Origin of the sequence: Mesorhizobium sp. M2A.F.Ca.ET.042.01.1.1, from assembly GCF_003997405.1 — a bacterium.
In the GTDB taxonomy this organism is placed as follows: Bacteria; Pseudomonadota; Alphaproteobacteria; order Rhizobiales; family Rhizobiaceae; genus Mesorhizobium.
In genome coordinates, this window is record NZ_RZRX01000027.1 from 1 (window position 1) to 15,139 (window position 15,139).

Sequence of the window (15,139 nt, forward strand, 5' to 3'; positions counted from 1 at the left end):
CGCCTGATCCATGGCCGTGAATATGACTATGTTTCGACCTTCATGGCAGAGCGGTTCTACGATCACAGCACCTTCAATGCGGCTGACATCGAGATCTACGCCAAGGCGATGGCGCTTCCTGGCCGCACGCGTGGCGGCATGGAATGGTATCGCACCCTCGCCGCCGATCATGCGGTTGCGCTCGAGTACAAGAAGCAGCCGCTCGAGATACCGGTGCTTGGCCTGGGTGGGGACCAGCGCTTCGGCGCGCAGATGGTCCCCATGCTCAAGGAGTTCGCCACCAATGTGACGGGCGGCTCGATCGCCCGGTGCAGCCACTATGTCGCGGATGAGCGGCCGGATGAGGTCGCCGCCGCTCTGATCGATTTCCTCAAGACCCATTGAAACTCGGGCCCGCGCCCGTCGTGGGCCGGGCGGATCGACTAAAAACGGAGACTGTCATGACCGCACCCGTCATTCGCGGCGTCAATCATATCGGCATCACGGTGCCCGACATCGAAGCAGCAAAATCGTTCCTGGTGGATGCTTTCGGCGGCCAGGTGATCTACCAGTCCTTCGGACCGCAGGACCCGCCGCGGCAGGGACCCGAATTCGAGCGCGCCGTCGGCGCTTTCCCCGGAACGGTCGTGCGTGCGCAGGCGATGGTCAAGATCGGAACCGGACCCGACATCGAGCTCTTCGAAATGCACGGTCCCGAGCAAGCCCAGCCGATCCGGGCGAGCGACTTCGGCATCACGCACTTCGGTGTCTACACCGACGACATCGACGCATCGGTCGAGCGCTTCGAGAAGGCGGGAGGCACACCCCTCATCGCGCCGCGCGCTATTCCCTATGCAACCGAGAAAGGTCCTGGAAACAAGGTCTGCTACTGCCGCATGCCGTGGGGCACGACGATGGAGTTCATCACCACGCCGGATCGCATGGCCTACCATGACCATACGGATCTGCGCAGGTGGCAGGACGAGGACTGAGCAGGATGGTTCTCCAGCGACGCGGCGCCGGCCGATATGCCGGGATGGGCAAAATCACTCCCATTCGATGGTGCCTGGCGGCTTCGAGGTCACGTCGTAGACGACGCGGTTGATGCCCTTGACCTCGTTGATGATGCGGGTGGCGGCGGCGCCGAGGAAGTTCATGTCGTAGTGGTAGAAGTCGGCCGTCATGCCGTCGACCGAGGTCACGGCGCGCAGCGCGCAGACGAACTCGTAGGTGCGGCCATCGCCCATGACGCCGACTGTCTGGACCGGCAGAAGCACGGCGAAGGCCTGCCAGATGGCGTCGTAGAGGCCGGCCTTGCGGATCTCGTCGAGATAGATGGCGTCGGCCTCGCGCAGGATCTCCAGCTTCTCGCGCGTGATGCCGCCCGGACAACGGATGGCAAGCCCCGGGCCTGGGAAGGGATGGCGGCCGATGAAGCTTTCGGGCAGGCCAAGCTCCTTGCCCAGCGCCCTCACCTCATCCTTGAACAGTTCGCGCAGCGGCTCGACCAGCTTCATGTTCATGCGCTCAGGCAGGCCGCCGACATTGTGGTGCGACTTGATCGTCACCGACGGGCCGCCGGAGAAGGAGACGCTCTCGATGACATCGGGATAAAGCGTGCCCTGCGCCAGGAAATCGGCGCCGCCGAGCTTCTTCGCCTCTTCCTCGAACACTTCGATGAACAGGCGGCCGATGGTCTTGCGCTTCTTCTCCGGATCGCCCTCGCCTTCCAGCGCCGAGATGAAGCGGTCGGACGCATCGACCAGGATCAGCGGCAGGTTGTAGTGCTGGCGGAACATCTCCACCACGCTTTGCGCCTCGTCCTTGCGCATCAGGCCGTGGTCGACGAGGATGCAGGTGAGCTGGTCGCCGACCGCCTCGTGGATCAGAAGTGCGGCGACCGAGGAGTCTACGCCGCCCGAAAGCGCGCAGATCACCTTGCCCTTGCCGACCTGCTTGCGGATCGTTTCGACCGCGTGCTCGCGATAGGCCCGCATCGTCCAGTCGCCCTCAATGCCGGCGATGTTGTGGACGAAGTTTCTCAAGAGCCTGGCGCCGTCCGGCGTGTGCACCACTTCCGGATGGAACATGATGCCGTACATCTTGCGCTCGATATCGCCGAAGATGGCGAAGGGCGAGCTTTCCGACTTGCCGAGCACCTTGAAGCCCGGCGGCAATTCGATGACCCGGTCGCCATGGCTCATCCACACCTGGTGGCGCTGGCCGGGCGCCCAGAGGCCCTCGAACAGCGGGCTCTCCTTCTCGATCTCGACGAAGGCGCGGCCGAACTCGCGATGGTTGGAGCTTTCGGCGACGCCGCCCATCTGCACGCAGAGCGCCATCTGGCCGTAGCAGATGCCGAGCACCGGCACGCCGGCGTCGAAGACGATCTGCGGCGCGCGCGGGCTGCCGATGTCGGTGGTCGAGGCCGGACCGCCCGATAGGATCACGGCTTTGGGATTGATGCGCTTGAAGGCCGCTTCGGCCGATTGGAACGGCACGATCTCGGAAAAGACGCCGGCCTCGCGGATGCGGCGGGCGATGAGCTGCGTGAACTGGCTGCCGAAATCGACAATCAGTACGGTGTCGGAGTGATTGGCTGTCGTCGTCATGGCGAGCCTTTAGAGAAAGAAACGAGTCGGCGCAATGGGCTCAGCGCTGCGGCCTTCCGTCCCTTTGCGCCTATGCCAGCCGGATCGCGCCGGATTCGATCGCCTGTTGCAGCAAACCGATGGCGACGGCCAGCTTCTCATCGATGATGTGCAGATATTCCGTCCAGTCGTTGACGTGCCTGAGATCGGCCGCGCCGTCGGAAATGCCGCGCAGCCCAATCAGCGGCACGCCGAAGAGCTGGCAAGCGCGCAGGCAGGCGAAGGTCTCCATGTCGACCATGTCGGCATCGATGGCCTCATAAGCGGCGCCGGAGACGATCGCGCCGCCGGTAGAGAGCGAGGCGGTCTTGATGCCCGGGATGACGAAAGGCAGCGGCACCGTCACCGGCAGGTCGAGGAAAGGCGTCGCCCCCTTCTCGACGCCGAGCGGCGAAGCGTCCATGTCGCGATAGCTCACCGACACGGCCTGGTAGATTTCGGTCTGTTCCAGCTTGCGGCTGCCGGCCGAGCCCAGCGAGACGATCAGGTCCGGGAGCGCTCCTTCGGCCTTCAACGCCGCGAGTTCGGCGCTCAGCCGCACAGCCGCCTCGACCGGACCGACACCAGTCATCAGCGGCGTGAACAGGTTTTTCAGATGCGGGCCGTATTCGGCCTCGGCCGCCACGACGAACAGAACAGCCTTACCTGCGATCTGAACTGCACCAGCCATGCATCACCCTTCTATTCCATCGCGGCCGACCACCGTCATCATGGTGCCGGTCATGGTGGCGATCAGCTTGGCCTCGCCGTCGGCGGCGAAGGCGTAGGCCTGGCCGTCGGCGACGATGATGGTGCGGCCGGGCTTCGTCACGGAGCCCCGGAACAGGAAGCGCTCCCCCCTGCCCGGCGCCAGAAGGTTCACCTTGAACTCGATGGTCAGCACGCCGGAATTCTCCGGCATCAGCGAAAAGGCCGCGTAGCCGCAGGCCGAGTCCAGCGCGGTGGAAATGACGCCGGCATGCAGGAAACCGTGCTGCTGGGTGAGCGAAGCCGAGTAAGGCATCTCGATCTCGATGATACCGGGCGTCACCAGCGTCAGCTCCGCGCCGATGGTGGCCATGGCTTTCTGCCGGGCAAAGGACGTCCTGACGCGTTCCTCGAAGTCGGGAGCGGGTACGATCTTTGCTGCCATGGTCTCCGCCTCACGTTTTGCTGGCGAAGCTTATTGCAGAGGCAGGCAGCACAGGCAATCTTTTATGTTGCAGCGCAGCAAAATCGCGCAGCCCCTCACACTGCCTTGCGCAAGGCGTGGAAATAAAACCCGTCAGTGCCACTCAGCGCCGGCGACAGCGAGATACCACCGTTGCCGGCAATGCGCGCGGCGCCTTTATGGCCGGGGAAGCGGCTGTCCCAGAGCTGGCGATGATCGACCGGCGCAAAGCCTGCATGGCGTTCGCGGAACGCCGCGACCTGCTCGCCGTTTTCGGCCCCGAACACCGAGCAGGTGATGTAGACCAGCAGGCCGCCCGGCCTGACGAAGGCCTGGGCCGTGTCGAGGATCGCCTGCTGCTCTGCCTTGCGGGCATCGAGCTGCCGCTCGGTCAATCGCCATTTGGCGTCCGGGCGGCGACGCCAGGTGCCGCTGCCGGTGCAGGGCGCATCGATCAGCACGAGGTCCATATGACCTGAAAGGGGCGCAAGCTCCGCCGGCTTGCTGACGACCTGGATGTTGCGGTTATGCGAACGGCGGATGCGCTCGAAGATCGGCGCCAGCCGCACCTTCTCCGCGTCATGGGCGAAGAGCTGGCCTTTGTTGTCCATCTCGGCCGACAGCGCCAGCGTCTTGCCGCCGGCGCCGGCGCAATAGTCGAGCACCTGCATGCCGGGCTCGGCGCCCGCGAGCGCCGCGGCGAGCTGCGAGCCCTCGTCCTGCACTTCGAACCAGCCTTTCTGGAAAGCGGGCTCGGCCTGCACGTTAGGATGTCTGCCGTCGCCATCGATGGGCGGGATACGGATGCCATGCGGCGCGATCGCCGCGGGTGCCGCGCCGGTGCCCTGCAACTCGGCCAGCACCTTGGCACGGTCGGCCTGGAGCGTGTTGACCCTGAGATCCAGCGGAGGGCGCTGCGCCAGGGCGGCGCCCTCCTCGACCCATGCGTCGCCATAGGCTTGCTCGAGCAGCGGCGCGCACCAATCCGGGATATCGGCGCGCACGGCCTCGGGCGCGTCGGCAAGCCTGCGCTCGGTCGCCGCCTTCAATTCGGCGGCGCTGAGCAGCGGCGGTGCGAACTTGTCGCCATCGAGCGCATCGTTGAGCGACTGCGCCGTTTGCCCCCACTCCAAGAGAAGCGCGCCGAAGCCGATGGCGCGCGGCGTGTCCTCGTCGAACAGCCAGCCGGCCGAGCGTTTGCGGCGCAGCGCGTCATAGACGATGTTGCCGATCGCGGCGCGATCGCCGCCGCCGGCGAAGCGATGCGACAGGCCCCAGTCGCGCAACGCGTCGGCCACCGGCCGGTGGCGCCGGCCGATGTCTTCAAGAACCTCTATGGCCGCCGCCAGCCTTCCGCCCAATCGCATCCCGTTTTCCGCAGCTCCTGCAAATCCGTTCCAGCCGCTCTTAAAGCCTTTCAGGCCGGGATTGAAACAATTCTATTCGGCTTGCCGGTGAAACAGGGTTTCAGCGCGACGCAATTTCCCCGAACGGTTTTTCCATCGCAAGCGGCGCCACGGAAAAAACAAGAATAACCAACCAGAATATGAAAGTTTCCTAATGTACTTACGTGACATACACAAGCAAGCCTGACAGCTTAATCTCGCAGCTTTCCAAGTGTTTCCGGCAGGAATACTCTTCTGACGGTGATTCGCGGCGTGCCAAACGCGGTTCAAGCGGATCCTATGAGGAGAGGGCAATGAAGACTTATCTGGCAGAAGTTCTCGGCACGTTTTTGTTGGTGTTCATCGGCACGGCCTCCGTGGTCACGGGCGGTTTCGGCGGCGCGCTGCCGCTCGGACAGGAAGGCATCGGCCTGGCGTTCGGCATCGGCCTGATCGCCGCGGCCTATGCGATCGGCCCGATCTCGGGCGCGCATCTCAATCCGGCGGTGACGCTGGGCGTGTTCCTGGCAGGGCGGATGCCGGCCAAGGACGTCGTTCCCTACTGGATCGCGCAGATCATCGGCGCCATCATCGCCTCGCTGGCGCTGTGGATCATCGTTTCCGGCCAGGCCGGCGGCCACACCGGCGGCTTCGGCGCCAATGGCTGGGACGAGGCGAAATGGGGCATGAGCTCGGCCTTCCTGTGGGAGCTGATCGGCACCTTCACCTTCGTGACGGTGATCCTCGGCGTCACCAATGCCAAGCACACCACCGCCTTTGCCGGCCTGGTGATCGGCCTGACGCTGGCCGGCCTGCACTTCGCCATCATCCCGGTTACCGGCACGTCGCTCAACCCGGCGCGCTCGATCGGCCCGGCGCTGTTTTCGGGGGGTGCCGCGCTCAGCCAGCTCTGGCTGTTCATCGTCGCGCCGCTGATCGGCGGGGCGATTGCCGGCGTCGTCGCCAAGGCCGGCATCTTCGAAAAAGACTGAATCGGTCTTTTCGTTTGAAGCAATTCCGGACGGAAAACCGCAGAACACTTTTCCTGGAATTGCTTCGGTCGAGAAACGCAAAAAAGGCGCGGGCATGACCCGCGCCTTTTTTCTTGAAAGGTACGACCTTACTTCGCGATGTCGAAGCGGTCGGCGTTCATCACCTTGGTCCAGGCCTTGACGAAGTCCTTGACGAATTTCGCCTTGGCGTCGCTTGAACCATAGACCTCGGAGAGCGCGCGCAGCTGCGCGTGAGAGCCGAAGATCAGGTCGGCGCGGGTGCCGGTCCACTTCACTTCCCTGGTCTTGCGGTCACGCGCTTCGTAGACTTCGTCGGAACCCGGCTCGGAGCCGGCCGCCGGATCCCAGACGGTCGCCATCGAGAGCAGGTTGACGAAGAAGTCGTTGGTGAGCTGGCCCGGCCTGTCGGTTAAGACGCCATGCTTCGAACCGCCGGCATTGGCGCCGAGCACGCGCAGGCCGCCGACCAGCACGGTCATTTCCGGCGCCGTCAGCGTCAGCAGCTGGGCGCGGTCGACCAGCATCGCCTCGACCGACATCGGCAGCCTGCCGCGGGCATAGTTGCGGAAGCCGTCGACCTTCGGCTCGAGCGGCGCGAAGGAGTGGACGTCTGTCTGCTCCTGCGAAGCGTCCATACGGCCCGGCGTGAAGGGCACCTTGACCTCGGTGCCGCCGTCCTTCGCCGCCTTTTCAACCGCGGCGGCGCCGCCAAGCACGATGAGATCGGCAATCGAGACCTTCTTCTCGCCGGTCTGGGCCGCGTTGAACTCCTTCTGGATGGCTTCCAGTTTGCCCAGCACCTTGGCGAGCTGAGCCGGCTCGTTGACTTCCCAGTCCTTCTGCGGGCTCAAGCGGATGCGGCCGCCATTGGCGCCGCCGCGCTTGTCCGAGCCGCGGAAGGTCGAGGCCGAGGCCCAGGCGGTCGAGACCAGCTCGGAGACCGAAAGGCCGGACGCCAGGATCTTGGCCTTGAGCGATGCAATGTCGGCCTCGCTCACCAGCTCATGGTCGATGGCTGGGATCGGATCCTGCCAGATCAGCTCTTCCTTCGGCACGAGCGGGCCGAGATAGCGCACGACCGGGCCCATGTCGCGATGGGTGAGCTTGAACCAGGCGCGAGCGAAGGCATCGGCGAACTGTTCCGGATGCTCATGGAAGCGGCGCGATATCTTCTCATAGGCCGGGTCGAAACGCAGCGCGAGGTCGGTGGTGAGCATGGCCGGCGCGTGGCGCTTGGAGGGATTGTGCGCGTCCGGAACCGTGCCGGCGCCGGCGCCGCCCTTCGGCGTCCACTGATGGGCGCCGGCCGGGCTCTTCGTCAGCTCCCATTCATAGTTGAAGAGGTTGTCGAAGAAGTTGTTGCTCCACTTGGTCGGCGTCGTCGTCCAGGTGACCTCGAGACCCGAGGTGATGGCGTCGCCGGCGATGCCGGAGGCATATTTGCTCGACCAGCCGAGGCCCTGCGCCTCGATGCCGGCGCCTTCCGGCTCGGCGCCCACCAGCGAGGCATCGCCCGCGCCATGCGTCTTGCCGAAGGTATGGCCGCCGGCGATCAGCGCCACGGTTTCCTCGTCGTTCATCGCCATGCGGCCGAAGGTCTCGCGGATGTCGCGCGCCGCCGCGACCGGATCGGGCTTGCCGTTCGGCCCTTCCGGGTTGACGTAGATGAGACCCATCTGCACGGCGCCGAGATGGCCGCGAAGCTCACGGTCGCCCGAATAGCGCTCGTCGCCGAGCCACTTCGCTTCGGAGCCCCAGTCGACGTCCTGCTCCGGCTCCCAGACATCGGCGCGGCCGCCGGCAAAGCCGAAGGTCTTGAAGCCCATGGATTCCAGCGCGACGTTGCCGGTGAGGATCAGAAGGTCGGCCCAGGAGATCTTGCGGCCGTATTTCTGCTTGACCGGCCACAGCAGCCGGCGCGCCTTGTCGAGGTTGGCGTTGTCCGGCCAGCTGTTCAGCGGCGCGAAACGCTGCTGACCGGCACCGGCGCCGCCGCGGCCGTCACCGATGCGATAGGTGCCGGCGCTGTGCCAGGCCATGCGGATGAAGAGCGGCCCATAATGGCCGAAGTCGGCCGGCCACCAGTCCTGAGAATCCGTCATGACCTTGTGCAGGTCTGCGATCACCGCGTCGAGGTCGAGGGTCGCGAACTCCTTGGCGTAGTCGAAGTCTTCGTCCATCGGGTCCGACAGGTTCGACTGCTGGTGGAGAACGGAAAGGTCGAGCTGGTTCGGCCACCAGTCGCGGTTGGTCCGTGCGGATCCATGCGCCACCGGGCATTTGCCAGCGCTGTTGTCGTCGGTTTTCGCGTCCATCTTGGGTCTCCCGATTCTGCCGAGGTTTTGTCGTGGTTGAATTTTGCCGAGGTTGATTTTCCCGGAATTTCCCGGGGGCAGCCATTGGCCGCGCCACCCTGGAATGATTCCAGACTAGGCCGGCCGGCCGATAAAGACAAATTGCCTTTCCTGTTTCATTTGATAGGATTTTCTTATGATTGGCCTCACTGTCCGACAGATGCAATATTTTGACGCGCTGGCTCAGACGCTCCATTTCGGCCGCGCCGCGAAGCTTGCCGGCGTCAGCCAGCCGGCGCTTTCCGCGCAGATCGCCGAGATGGAAGAGCGGCTGAACTGCCTGTTGTTCGAGCGCGGCGGCAAGACGGTGCGCATGACCGACGAGGCGCTTGCCCTGCAGCCGCGTATCGAGCGCATTCTGGCCGACATACGTGACGTCGAGACGACTGCCCGGCGCGGCCGCCCGACCATGGAAGGACGTTTCCGGCTGGGCATCATCCCGACGGTCGCGCCCTACCTGTTGCCGCATGTGCTGCCGGAGCTGAAAAAGCACTACCCTTCCCTCCAGCTCGAATTGCGCGAGGCGGTGACCGCATCGCTGGTCGAGGAAGCGACATCAGGCCGGCTCGACGCCTTCATCGCGGCCTTGCCCCTCGATCAGCCGGCGATCGTCACCGAAGAGCTTTTTCCCGACCGCTTCTTCCTCGCCGTTCCCGCCGGCGATCCGGCCTTCGCCTCGCCGCCGGTGCCGCCCGAAAGCCCGGCGCTGGAGCGCCTGATGCTCTTGGAGGAAGGCCACTGCCTGCGCGAGCAGGCCTTGGCCGTCTGCGGCAATGTGCGGCCGGTGGCGATGGCAAGCTACGGCGCGACCAGCCTCACCACGCTCTTGCAGATGGTGGCGCATGGGCTCGGCGTCACGCTGGTGCCGGAAATGGCGGCAAGTGCCGCCGGCGTCATGCCCGATTTGCGGATCGTGCCGTTCCAGGAGCCGATGCCGCAGCGCATGATCTGCATGGCCTGGCGGAAGAACAAGGTGCGGCAGGACGAGTGCGTGGAACTGGCGCGGATCATACGCGGGCTGGACCGGGCGGTGCTGTCGGCGTGAGCGCCTTTCAAGACGGCGCTAACCCTGCGCCCGATGCTCGGCTCGCGACACCCTTCAAGGCACGAAGATCAGAAACACATAGGTGAAAAACACCACGACATGGACCATGCCGGTCAGGAACGTCGTTCTTTCGGTGCTGAAGCTTACGCTGCATATGAAAAGCGCCAGCACCAGAAGCACGGCATCGGAGGCCGGGAGCCCCAGGGTCAGTCCCCTGCCCGTCAGCAGGCTGGCGGCCGCGACCGCCGGTATCGTCAAACCGATGGTGGCGCAGGCCGAGCCCATCGCGACGTTCAGGCTGCGCTGCAGCTCGTTCCTGAACGAGGCGCGAATCGCCGAGATGGCCTCCGGCATCAAAACCAGCGCCGCGATCAATGCCCCCACGATGCTGTCGGCCTGGGTCACCTGGTAGGCGGCGAGCGCGTCCTCCACGCTCGCGGCGACCTGCTCGGCGAGCAGGACAATGCCGATGAGTCCGCTTGCCAGCAGCAGGGCGCTGACGGAAATGCTGTCGTGGGAGGCGGTTCGCATCGGTGCTTCGTGTGCCTGTCCCTGGACGAAGTCTTCCCGGTGACGGACGGTCTGGGCGAACACGAAGCTCGCATAGAGCAGCACCGAAAGGACGCTCACGAAACCAAGCTGAGCCGCCGAAAACGTGCCGGGATCCGTGGTGCGGGTGTAGGTCGGAAGAATAAGCGTCATCACGGTCAGCGCGATCAGAACCGACAGGTAGGCGCTGGTCCCTTGCCGAACGATCGCCTGCTTGCGATAGCGCCAGCCGCCAAGCGTGAGGCAGATGCCGACAACGCCGGTGGAGGTGATCATCACCGTCGAGAAAACGGACTCGCGCGCCAGCGTCGGGTTGTTTTCTCCATGCAGCATCATGGAGACGATGATCGACACTTCGATCGCCGTCACCGCAAAGGTCAGCACCAATGTTCCGTAGGGCTCCCCTACGCGCCGGGCGAGCGCCTCGGCATGGTCGAGCACGACGAAAATGGTGACGAACATGATGGCGCTCGACAGCGCTCCGACGAGGATCCTGACGTTCAGCGACCCTTCGTCAACCGAAACGCCGCTGGCCCTGACCGCGAGAGCCAGCGCCAGCGCGGCCAGTGGCATCGTGTAGGAAGTCACTGACCGGCCGTAACCCGTCATTCAAGCCCCCGAATGCCGTGCGTTTCCCGCGACCTTAGCGGAAAAGTGCGTGGGGAGCACCTCTCACGGCCATCTTTGCCTGCCCAGCGCACCGTTCAAAACAGGAATGGGGACCGGGCACCGTTTTGGGCATCGAATGTATCGATAGCCTTGCGAACCGCCCCGCAGAATCTTTCCAGAAGGTCCGGCTCGTTGCCGAGCCTGCGGCGCAGCGAGAAGGGCACTTCCAGCTGTGCGCCTTTTCCCGTCAATCCGCGATTGACGATGTTCGAATCCTGGATGCCTGGAAAGGGATGGTTGTCCTTTTGCGTCTGAAAGCCGGCCTCCTGCAGGCGCCAGGCTATCTCCGAAACCAACGCGGCGTCCTTGCCGCCCAGATAGACCGTCGCGAGATCGTCGCGGTCCTGGCGGCCGTGGATGGCGACGACGGTGGACTTCGTCCGCAACAGGTCCAGCGCGGTTGCCTCGTCAAAGTTCCTGGACGTTATGTGCAGCTCCCGGTTCCTTTCCGGCATCAACCCTTCAAAGCAATACATGTCGAGATCGCCGCCGGCTATCGTCTCGGCGATCAGGGAGGTGCGGGGCTCGATCTTGCCGCCATGCGGCGCCATGACGATCGCACCGCCGGTTCGCGCGCCGCGCCGGACGACGATGCGATAATCCACGTTTTCGATCTTGGCGGCTCTCAGCGCAGAGAAATTGGGAAACTCGTTGTCCATAAGTGCCGTTTCACGCCGTCTTCTGCGCCACCAGCCCGAGTTCCTCCACCATCGCCTCTCGCATCAGGAATTTCTGCGGCTTGCCGGTCACCGTCATCGGCAATTCGGTGCGGAAACGGATGTGGCGCGGCACCTTGTAATGCGCGATCTGGCCGGCGCAGAAGGCCTTGATTTCCTCAGCGGTGGCGATCTGGCCGGGCTTCAGCACGATCCAGGCGCAGAGTTCCTCGCCATATTTGTCGTCCGGAATGCCGAAGACCTGCACTTCCTTGACCTTTGGATGGCGATAGAGGAATTCCTCGACCTCGCGCGGATAGACGTTCTCGCCGCCGCGGATGACCATGTCCTTTACCCGGCCGACGATGTTGCAATAGCCCTCGGCATCTATCGTCGCGAGGTCGCCGGTGTGCATCCAACCCTCGGCGTCGATCGCCTCGCGAGTCTTGTCAGCGTCGTCCCAATAGCCCTTCATCACCGAATAGCCGCGCGTGCAGAGCTCGCCAGGCTCCCCGACCGCAACGGTCGCGCCATCCGCGCCGATCGCCTTCACCTCGACATGCGGGTGGATGCGGCCGACGGTAGAGACGCGCTTTTCAAGCGGATCGTCGACGCTGCTCTGGAAGGAGACCGGGCTGGTCTCCGTCATGCCATAGGCGATGGTCACCTGAGACATATTCATCAGCGACACCACCTTCTTCATCACCTCGATCGGGCATGGCGAGCCGGCCATGATGCCGGTGCGCAGGCTGGAGAGGTCGAAGCCGGCAAAATCGGCATGGTCGAGCATGGCGACGAACATGGTCGGCACGCCATAGAGCCCGGTGCAGCGCTCCTGCGCGACCGCTTTCAGCGTCGCGCCGGCGTCAAACCCTTCGCCCGGGAAGACCATGGTCGCGCCCTTCGACACGCAGCCCATCGTGCCCATCGACATGCCGAAGCAATGGTAGAGCGGCACCGGGATGCAGAGCCGGTCATCGACGGTGAGTTTTATGGCCGAGGTGACGAAATTGCCGTTGTTGACGATGTTCGCGTGGGTCAGTGTCGCGCCCTTCGGCGCGCCGGTCGTGCCGCTGGTGAACTGGATGTTGATGGCCTCGCCTGGCTTCAGGCTCTCCGAGATGCGGTCGAGACTGTCGTGCTCGTCGCGGCCGGCCATGGCCAGCACGTCGCCGAAATTGAACATGCCTGGCGAGTTGTCGTCGCCCATGCGGATGACGGTCTTCAGCGCCGGCAGCTTTTTCGCCTTGAGCTTGCCGGGCTCCGCCTCGGCGATCTCCGGCGCCAGCGTCTCGATCATGCCGAGATAGTCGGATGTCTTGAACTGGGCCGCCGTGACCAGCGCCTTGCAGCCGACCTTGTTGAGCGCATATTCCAGCTCGGTCAGCCGATAGGCCGGGTTGATGTTGACCAGGATGAGGCCGATGCGGGCTGTGGCAAACTGCGTCACCAGCCATTCCCAGCGGTTCGGCGACCAGATGCCGACGCGGTCGCCCTTTTCCAGGCCGAGCGCCAGGAAACCGGCGGCCAGGGCGTCGACCGCATCCGAGAGCTCGCTCCAGGTGAAGCGCTTGTCCTGACCGACGAAGACGGCGGCGTCGAGCGTGGCGTATTTGCTCACCGTGTCGGAGAACAGCTCCGGAATGGTCTTGTCGAGCAACGGCACGGAACGGTCGCCCGAGACATGCGCCTTGCCGCCCGCCGGGGCAATAAAGGTCGCGCGATGCCCGCGCAAATTGGTGGCGTTCATAAGCTCGTCGAGTTTGATCGCCATCGCCGTCTCCTCCCGGGATCATTGAGCCTATCAGCCTGCAACGGCGGTGGAAACCCGCCGAAGGTAGGGAGGGCTAAGCGACCAAGGCGCCCATTTTGGCTGCGATTTCCCGCAACCGTGCCTCATCCGCCGCGTCGCGCTGCTTCTTCGACGCGACCAGACAGGCCTGCGACTTCAGGATCGTACCGTCGCCCAGCACCTTCAGGTGGTTGGCGCGCAGCGTCGAGCCAGTGGTGGTGATGTCGACGATGACATCGGCCAGGCCGGCCGCCGGCGCGCCTTCGGTAGCGCCAAGACTTTCGACGATGCGGTAGACCTGGATGCCGTGCTTGAGCGAAAAGAACTGCTGCGTCAGCCGCCAATATTTGGTGGCGATCCGCAGCCGCCTGCCGTGGCGCTGGCGGAAATCGGCCGCGACATCGTCAAGATCGGCCATGGTGTCGACATCGAGCCAGATGTCGGGAACGGCGACCACGACGTCGGCATGGCCGAAACCGAGACGGGCGACGATCTCGGCGCGCGCCTCCCAATCGGCGAGGTTCTCGCGCAGCAGATCCTCGCCGGTGATGCCGAGATCGACCGACCCTTGCCCGATCTCGCCGGCGATCTCGGACGCGGATAGGAAGGCCACCTCGACATTGTCGAGCCCATCGATGCGGGCGCGGTATTTGCGGTCGTCCTGAGGCAGGGTGACGGCCAGGCCGGCCTTGGCCAACACTTCGAGCGATTGTTCCTTGAGTCGGCCTTTCGACGGGATCGCCAGCGTGATCATTGCGCCGCCTCCCGCAAGGCTTCGATCCGGTCGAGCCAGACCGAGAAGCCGACACCAGGGATTGGCTTTTTTGCGCCAAGCAGCGTCAGCAGCCGGTCGTAGCGGCCACCGCCGACCAGCGGGCGATCGCCTCCCTGGACCGCGATCTCGAAGACGAGGCCGGTGTAATAGTCGAGCGGGCGGCCGAAGGCGGCGTCGTAACGGATGTCTGCCATCGGTAAGCCATGCGCCTCGATCGCCTTGGCGCGGGCGGCGAAATTCTCCAGCGCCGGTCCCAGCGACAGGCCGGCATCGGCGGCGAATTTCTCCAGCGCCGCGGTCGCGTCGCTGAGCGCGACGTCGATCTCGAGAAAGCCCTTCAACGCCGAGAAGGCGTCATCGGAGAGCCGCACGCTGCGCAACTGCGCTTTCTCGATCAGCCGGCGCGCAATGTCGGCCGGCGAGCGACCGCCGGAAGTCGCCAGCCCGGCCTCCTCCATGCCTTCGGCAATGTGCGCGGCGAGGCCTTCCGCGTCACCGTCGAGCACCAGCAAGGCGACGGGACCGGCAAGCTGGCTGTTGCGCGGCGGGTTGGCGAGATCGGCAAGGGCCGCTTCCAGCATCGGCGCCGAACCGAAAGCGCGGGCCAGCCGCATGCGCCAGCCGCGCGGCAGGCCAAGCGCCGCCAGCACCGCCTCGAACAGGGTCTGGTCACCAAGCGTGATGGCGAGGGGCCGTCCCGGCAGCACCAGCGACAGCAGCGCGTGCGCGTCGGCCAGCGAACGAGCATCAGCCGCCGCCGTGTCATTGTCGCCGAGATCCTCGATGCCGGCCTGGAAGAACTCGTTGCCGCCTTCGCGCCGCTGGCGGAACACTTCGCCCAGATAAGAATAGCGGCGCGGCGTGCCGGCCTGGCTGGCGATGTGGTCGAGGCAGACCGGGATGGTGAATTCGGGCCGCAGGCACAAAGTCTTGCCGGTCTCGCTCTCGGTCAGGAAGATGCGCCGTCGCAGGTCTTCGCCGGCCATATCGAGGAACGGATCGGCCGGCTGCAGCACGGCGACTTCGACCGCGTGCGTGTCGCGGGCGGCGAAGAGTTTCGCGATGTCGGCGGCGATGGTGGGGCGGGAGGTCATAGAGCGCCACCTCCCCTTCTCCCCTTG

The 15,139-nt window shown here is 64.8% G+C and carries 14 protein-coding genes; 4 read left to right on the forward strand and 10 right to left on the reverse strand.

All coding sequences use genetic code 11. The features are described from left to right. On the forward strand, positions 1-384 hold a 384-nt coding region (locus EOA23_RS06420; RefSeq protein WP_145966404.1), incomplete at its 5' end, for an alpha/beta hydrolase. Between the two features lie 56 nt (positions 385-440). Beyond that, positions 441-971 (forward strand): VOC family protein, encoded by a 531-nt coding sequence (locus tag EOA23_RS06425; RefSeq protein WP_127303275.1) that lies wholly within the window; start codon positions 441-443, stop codon positions 969-971. A 54-nt stretch (positions 972-1,025) separates the two neighbouring features. On the opposite strand, the gene guaA is transcribed toward EOA23_RS06425, so the two are convergent. From guaA to EOA23_RS06445, 4 genes are all read right to left on the reverse strand, one after another. Beyond that, complete coding sequence (gene guaA / locus EOA23_RS06430; RefSeq protein WP_127303276.1) at positions 1,026-2,591, reverse strand: glutamine-hydrolyzing GMP synthase; 1,566 nt, start codon at positions 2,589-2,591, stop codon at positions 1,026-1,028. 70 nt (positions 2,592-2,661) lie between these two features. Beyond that, the gene (locus EOA23_RS06435) at positions 2,662-3,300 is read right to left on the reverse strand and encodes a 5'-methylthioadenosine/S-adenosylhomocysteine nucleosidase (protein WP_127303277.1); all 639 of its coding nucleotides are present in this window, start codon (positions 3,298-3,300) and stop codon (positions 2,662-2,664) included. 3 nt (positions 3,301-3,303) lie between these two features. Continuing rightward, positions 3,304-3,762: a PaaI family thioesterase gene (locus tag EOA23_RS06440; RefSeq protein WP_040997552.1), complete on the reverse strand. Its 459-nt coding sequence runs from the start codon at positions 3,760-3,762 to the stop codon at positions 3,304-3,306. Between the two features lie 95 nt (positions 3,763-3,857). Further along, positions 3,858-5,147 carry an RsmB/NOP family class I SAM-dependent RNA methyltransferase gene (locus EOA23_RS06445; RefSeq protein ID WP_127303278.1) on the reverse strand — a complete coding sequence of 430 codons (1,290 nt, stop codon included), beginning with the start codon at positions 5,145-5,147 and terminating at the stop codon, positions 3,858-3,860. Between the two features lie 332 nt (positions 5,148-5,479). Here EOA23_RS06445 and EOA23_RS06450 point away from each other — a divergent pair, with 332 nt between their 5' ends. Beyond that, the gene (locus EOA23_RS06450) at positions 5,480-6,157 is read left to right on the forward strand and encodes an MIP family channel protein (protein WP_042640999.1); all 678 of its coding nucleotides are present in this window, start codon (positions 5,480-5,482) and stop codon (positions 6,155-6,157) included. Between the two features lie 128 nt (positions 6,158-6,285). On the opposite strand, the gene katG is transcribed toward EOA23_RS06450, so the two are convergent. Further along, positions 6,286-8,493, reverse strand: coding sequence for a catalase/peroxidase HPI (gene katG / locus EOA23_RS06455; RefSeq protein WP_126062462.1), 2,208 nt, complete (start codon positions 8,491-8,493; stop codon positions 6,286-6,288). 175 nt (positions 8,494-8,668) lie between these two features. Here katG and EOA23_RS06460 point away from each other — a divergent pair, with 175 nt between their 5' ends. After that, positions 8,669-9,577 carry a hydrogen peroxide-inducible genes activator gene (locus EOA23_RS06460; protein WP_127303279.1) on the forward strand — a complete coding sequence of 303 codons (909 nt, stop codon included), beginning with the start codon at positions 8,669-8,671 and terminating at the stop codon, positions 9,575-9,577. A gap of 54 nt (positions 9,578-9,631) precedes the next feature. Here EOA23_RS06460 and EOA23_RS06465 read toward each other — a convergent pair whose 3' ends face one another. The 5 genes from EOA23_RS06465 to EOA23_RS06485 form a co-directional block, all read right to left on the reverse strand. Then, positions 9,632-10,588, reverse strand: a complete 957-nt coding sequence (locus EOA23_RS06465) for a calcium:proton antiporter (RefSeq protein WP_245474034.1) — start codon at positions 10,586-10,588, stop codon at positions 9,632-9,634. Between the two features lie 242 nt (positions 10,589-10,830). Next, positions 10,831-11,454 (reverse strand): poly-gamma-glutamate hydrolase family protein, encoded by a 624-nt coding sequence (locus tag EOA23_RS06470; RefSeq protein WP_127303281.1) that lies wholly within the window; start codon positions 11,452-11,454, stop codon positions 10,831-10,833. 10 nt (positions 11,455-11,464) lie between these two features. Then, entirely contained in the window at positions 11,465-13,225 is a 1,761-nt protein-coding gene (locus EOA23_RS06475; RefSeq protein WP_127303282.1) for an AMP-binding protein, read from the reverse strand. 73 nt (positions 13,226-13,298) lie between these two features. Beyond that, positions 13,299-13,997 (reverse strand): ATP phosphoribosyltransferase, encoded by a 699-nt coding sequence (gene hisG, locus EOA23_RS06480; RefSeq protein WP_127303283.1) that lies wholly within the window; start codon positions 13,995-13,997, stop codon positions 13,299-13,301. Continuing rightward, on the reverse strand, positions 13,994-15,112 hold the full coding sequence (locus tag EOA23_RS06485; RefSeq protein WP_127303284.1) for an ATP phosphoribosyltransferase regulatory subunit: 1,119 nt from the start codon (positions 15,110-15,112) through the stop codon (positions 13,994-13,996). Before EOA23_RS06485 ends, hisG begins: the two co-directional genes overlap by 4 nt. Between the last annotated feature and the right edge of the window lie 27 nt (positions 15,113-15,139).

Coding starts and splice junctions, on each gene's coding strand:
- EOA23_RS06485 (WP_127303284.1), bottom strand. CDS start 15,112: ATGACCTCCCGCCCCACCATCGCCGCCGACATCGCGAAACTCTTCGCC.
- EOA23_RS06425 (WP_127303275.1), top strand. CDS start 441: ATGACCGCACCCGTCATTCGCGGCGTCAATCATATCGGCATCACGGTG.
- EOA23_RS06450 (WP_042640999.1), top strand. CDS start 5,480: ATGAAGACTTATCTGGCAGAAGTTCTCGGCACGTTTTTGTTGGTGTTC.
- katG (WP_126062462.1), bottom strand. CDS start 8,493: ATGGACGCGAAAACCGACGACAACAGCGCTGGCAAATGCCCGGTGGCG.
- EOA23_RS06470 (WP_127303281.1), bottom strand. CDS start 11,454: ATGGACAACGAGTTTCCCAATTTCTCTGCGCTGAGAGCCGCCAAGATC.
- EOA23_RS06445 (WP_127303278.1), bottom strand. CDS start 5,147: ATGCGATTGGGCGGAAGGCTGGCGGCGGCCATAGAGGTTCTTGAAGAC.
- hisG (WP_127303283.1), bottom strand. CDS start 13,997: ATGATCACGCTGGCGATCCCGTCGAAAGGCCGACTCAAGGAACAATCG.
- EOA23_RS06465 (WP_245474034.1), bottom strand. CDS start 10,588: ATGTTCGTCACCATTTTCGTCGTGCTCGACCATGCCGAGGCGCTCGCC.
- EOA23_RS06435 (WP_127303277.1), bottom strand. CDS start 3,300: ATGGCTGGTGCAGTTCAGATCGCAGGTAAGGCTGTTCTGTTCGTCGTG.
- guaA (WP_127303276.1), bottom strand. CDS start 2,591: ATGACGACGACAGCCAATCACTCCGACACCGTACTGATTGTCGATTTC.
- EOA23_RS06475 (WP_127303282.1), bottom strand. CDS start 13,225: ATGGCGATCAAACTCGACGAGCTTATGAACGCCACCAATTTGCGCGGG.
- EOA23_RS06440 (WP_040997552.1), bottom strand. CDS start 3,762: ATGGCAGCAAAGATCGTACCCGCTCCCGACTTCGAGGAACGCGTCAGG.
- EOA23_RS06460 (WP_127303279.1), top strand. CDS start 8,669: ATGATTGGCCTCACTGTCCGACAGATGCAATATTTTGACGCGCTGGCT.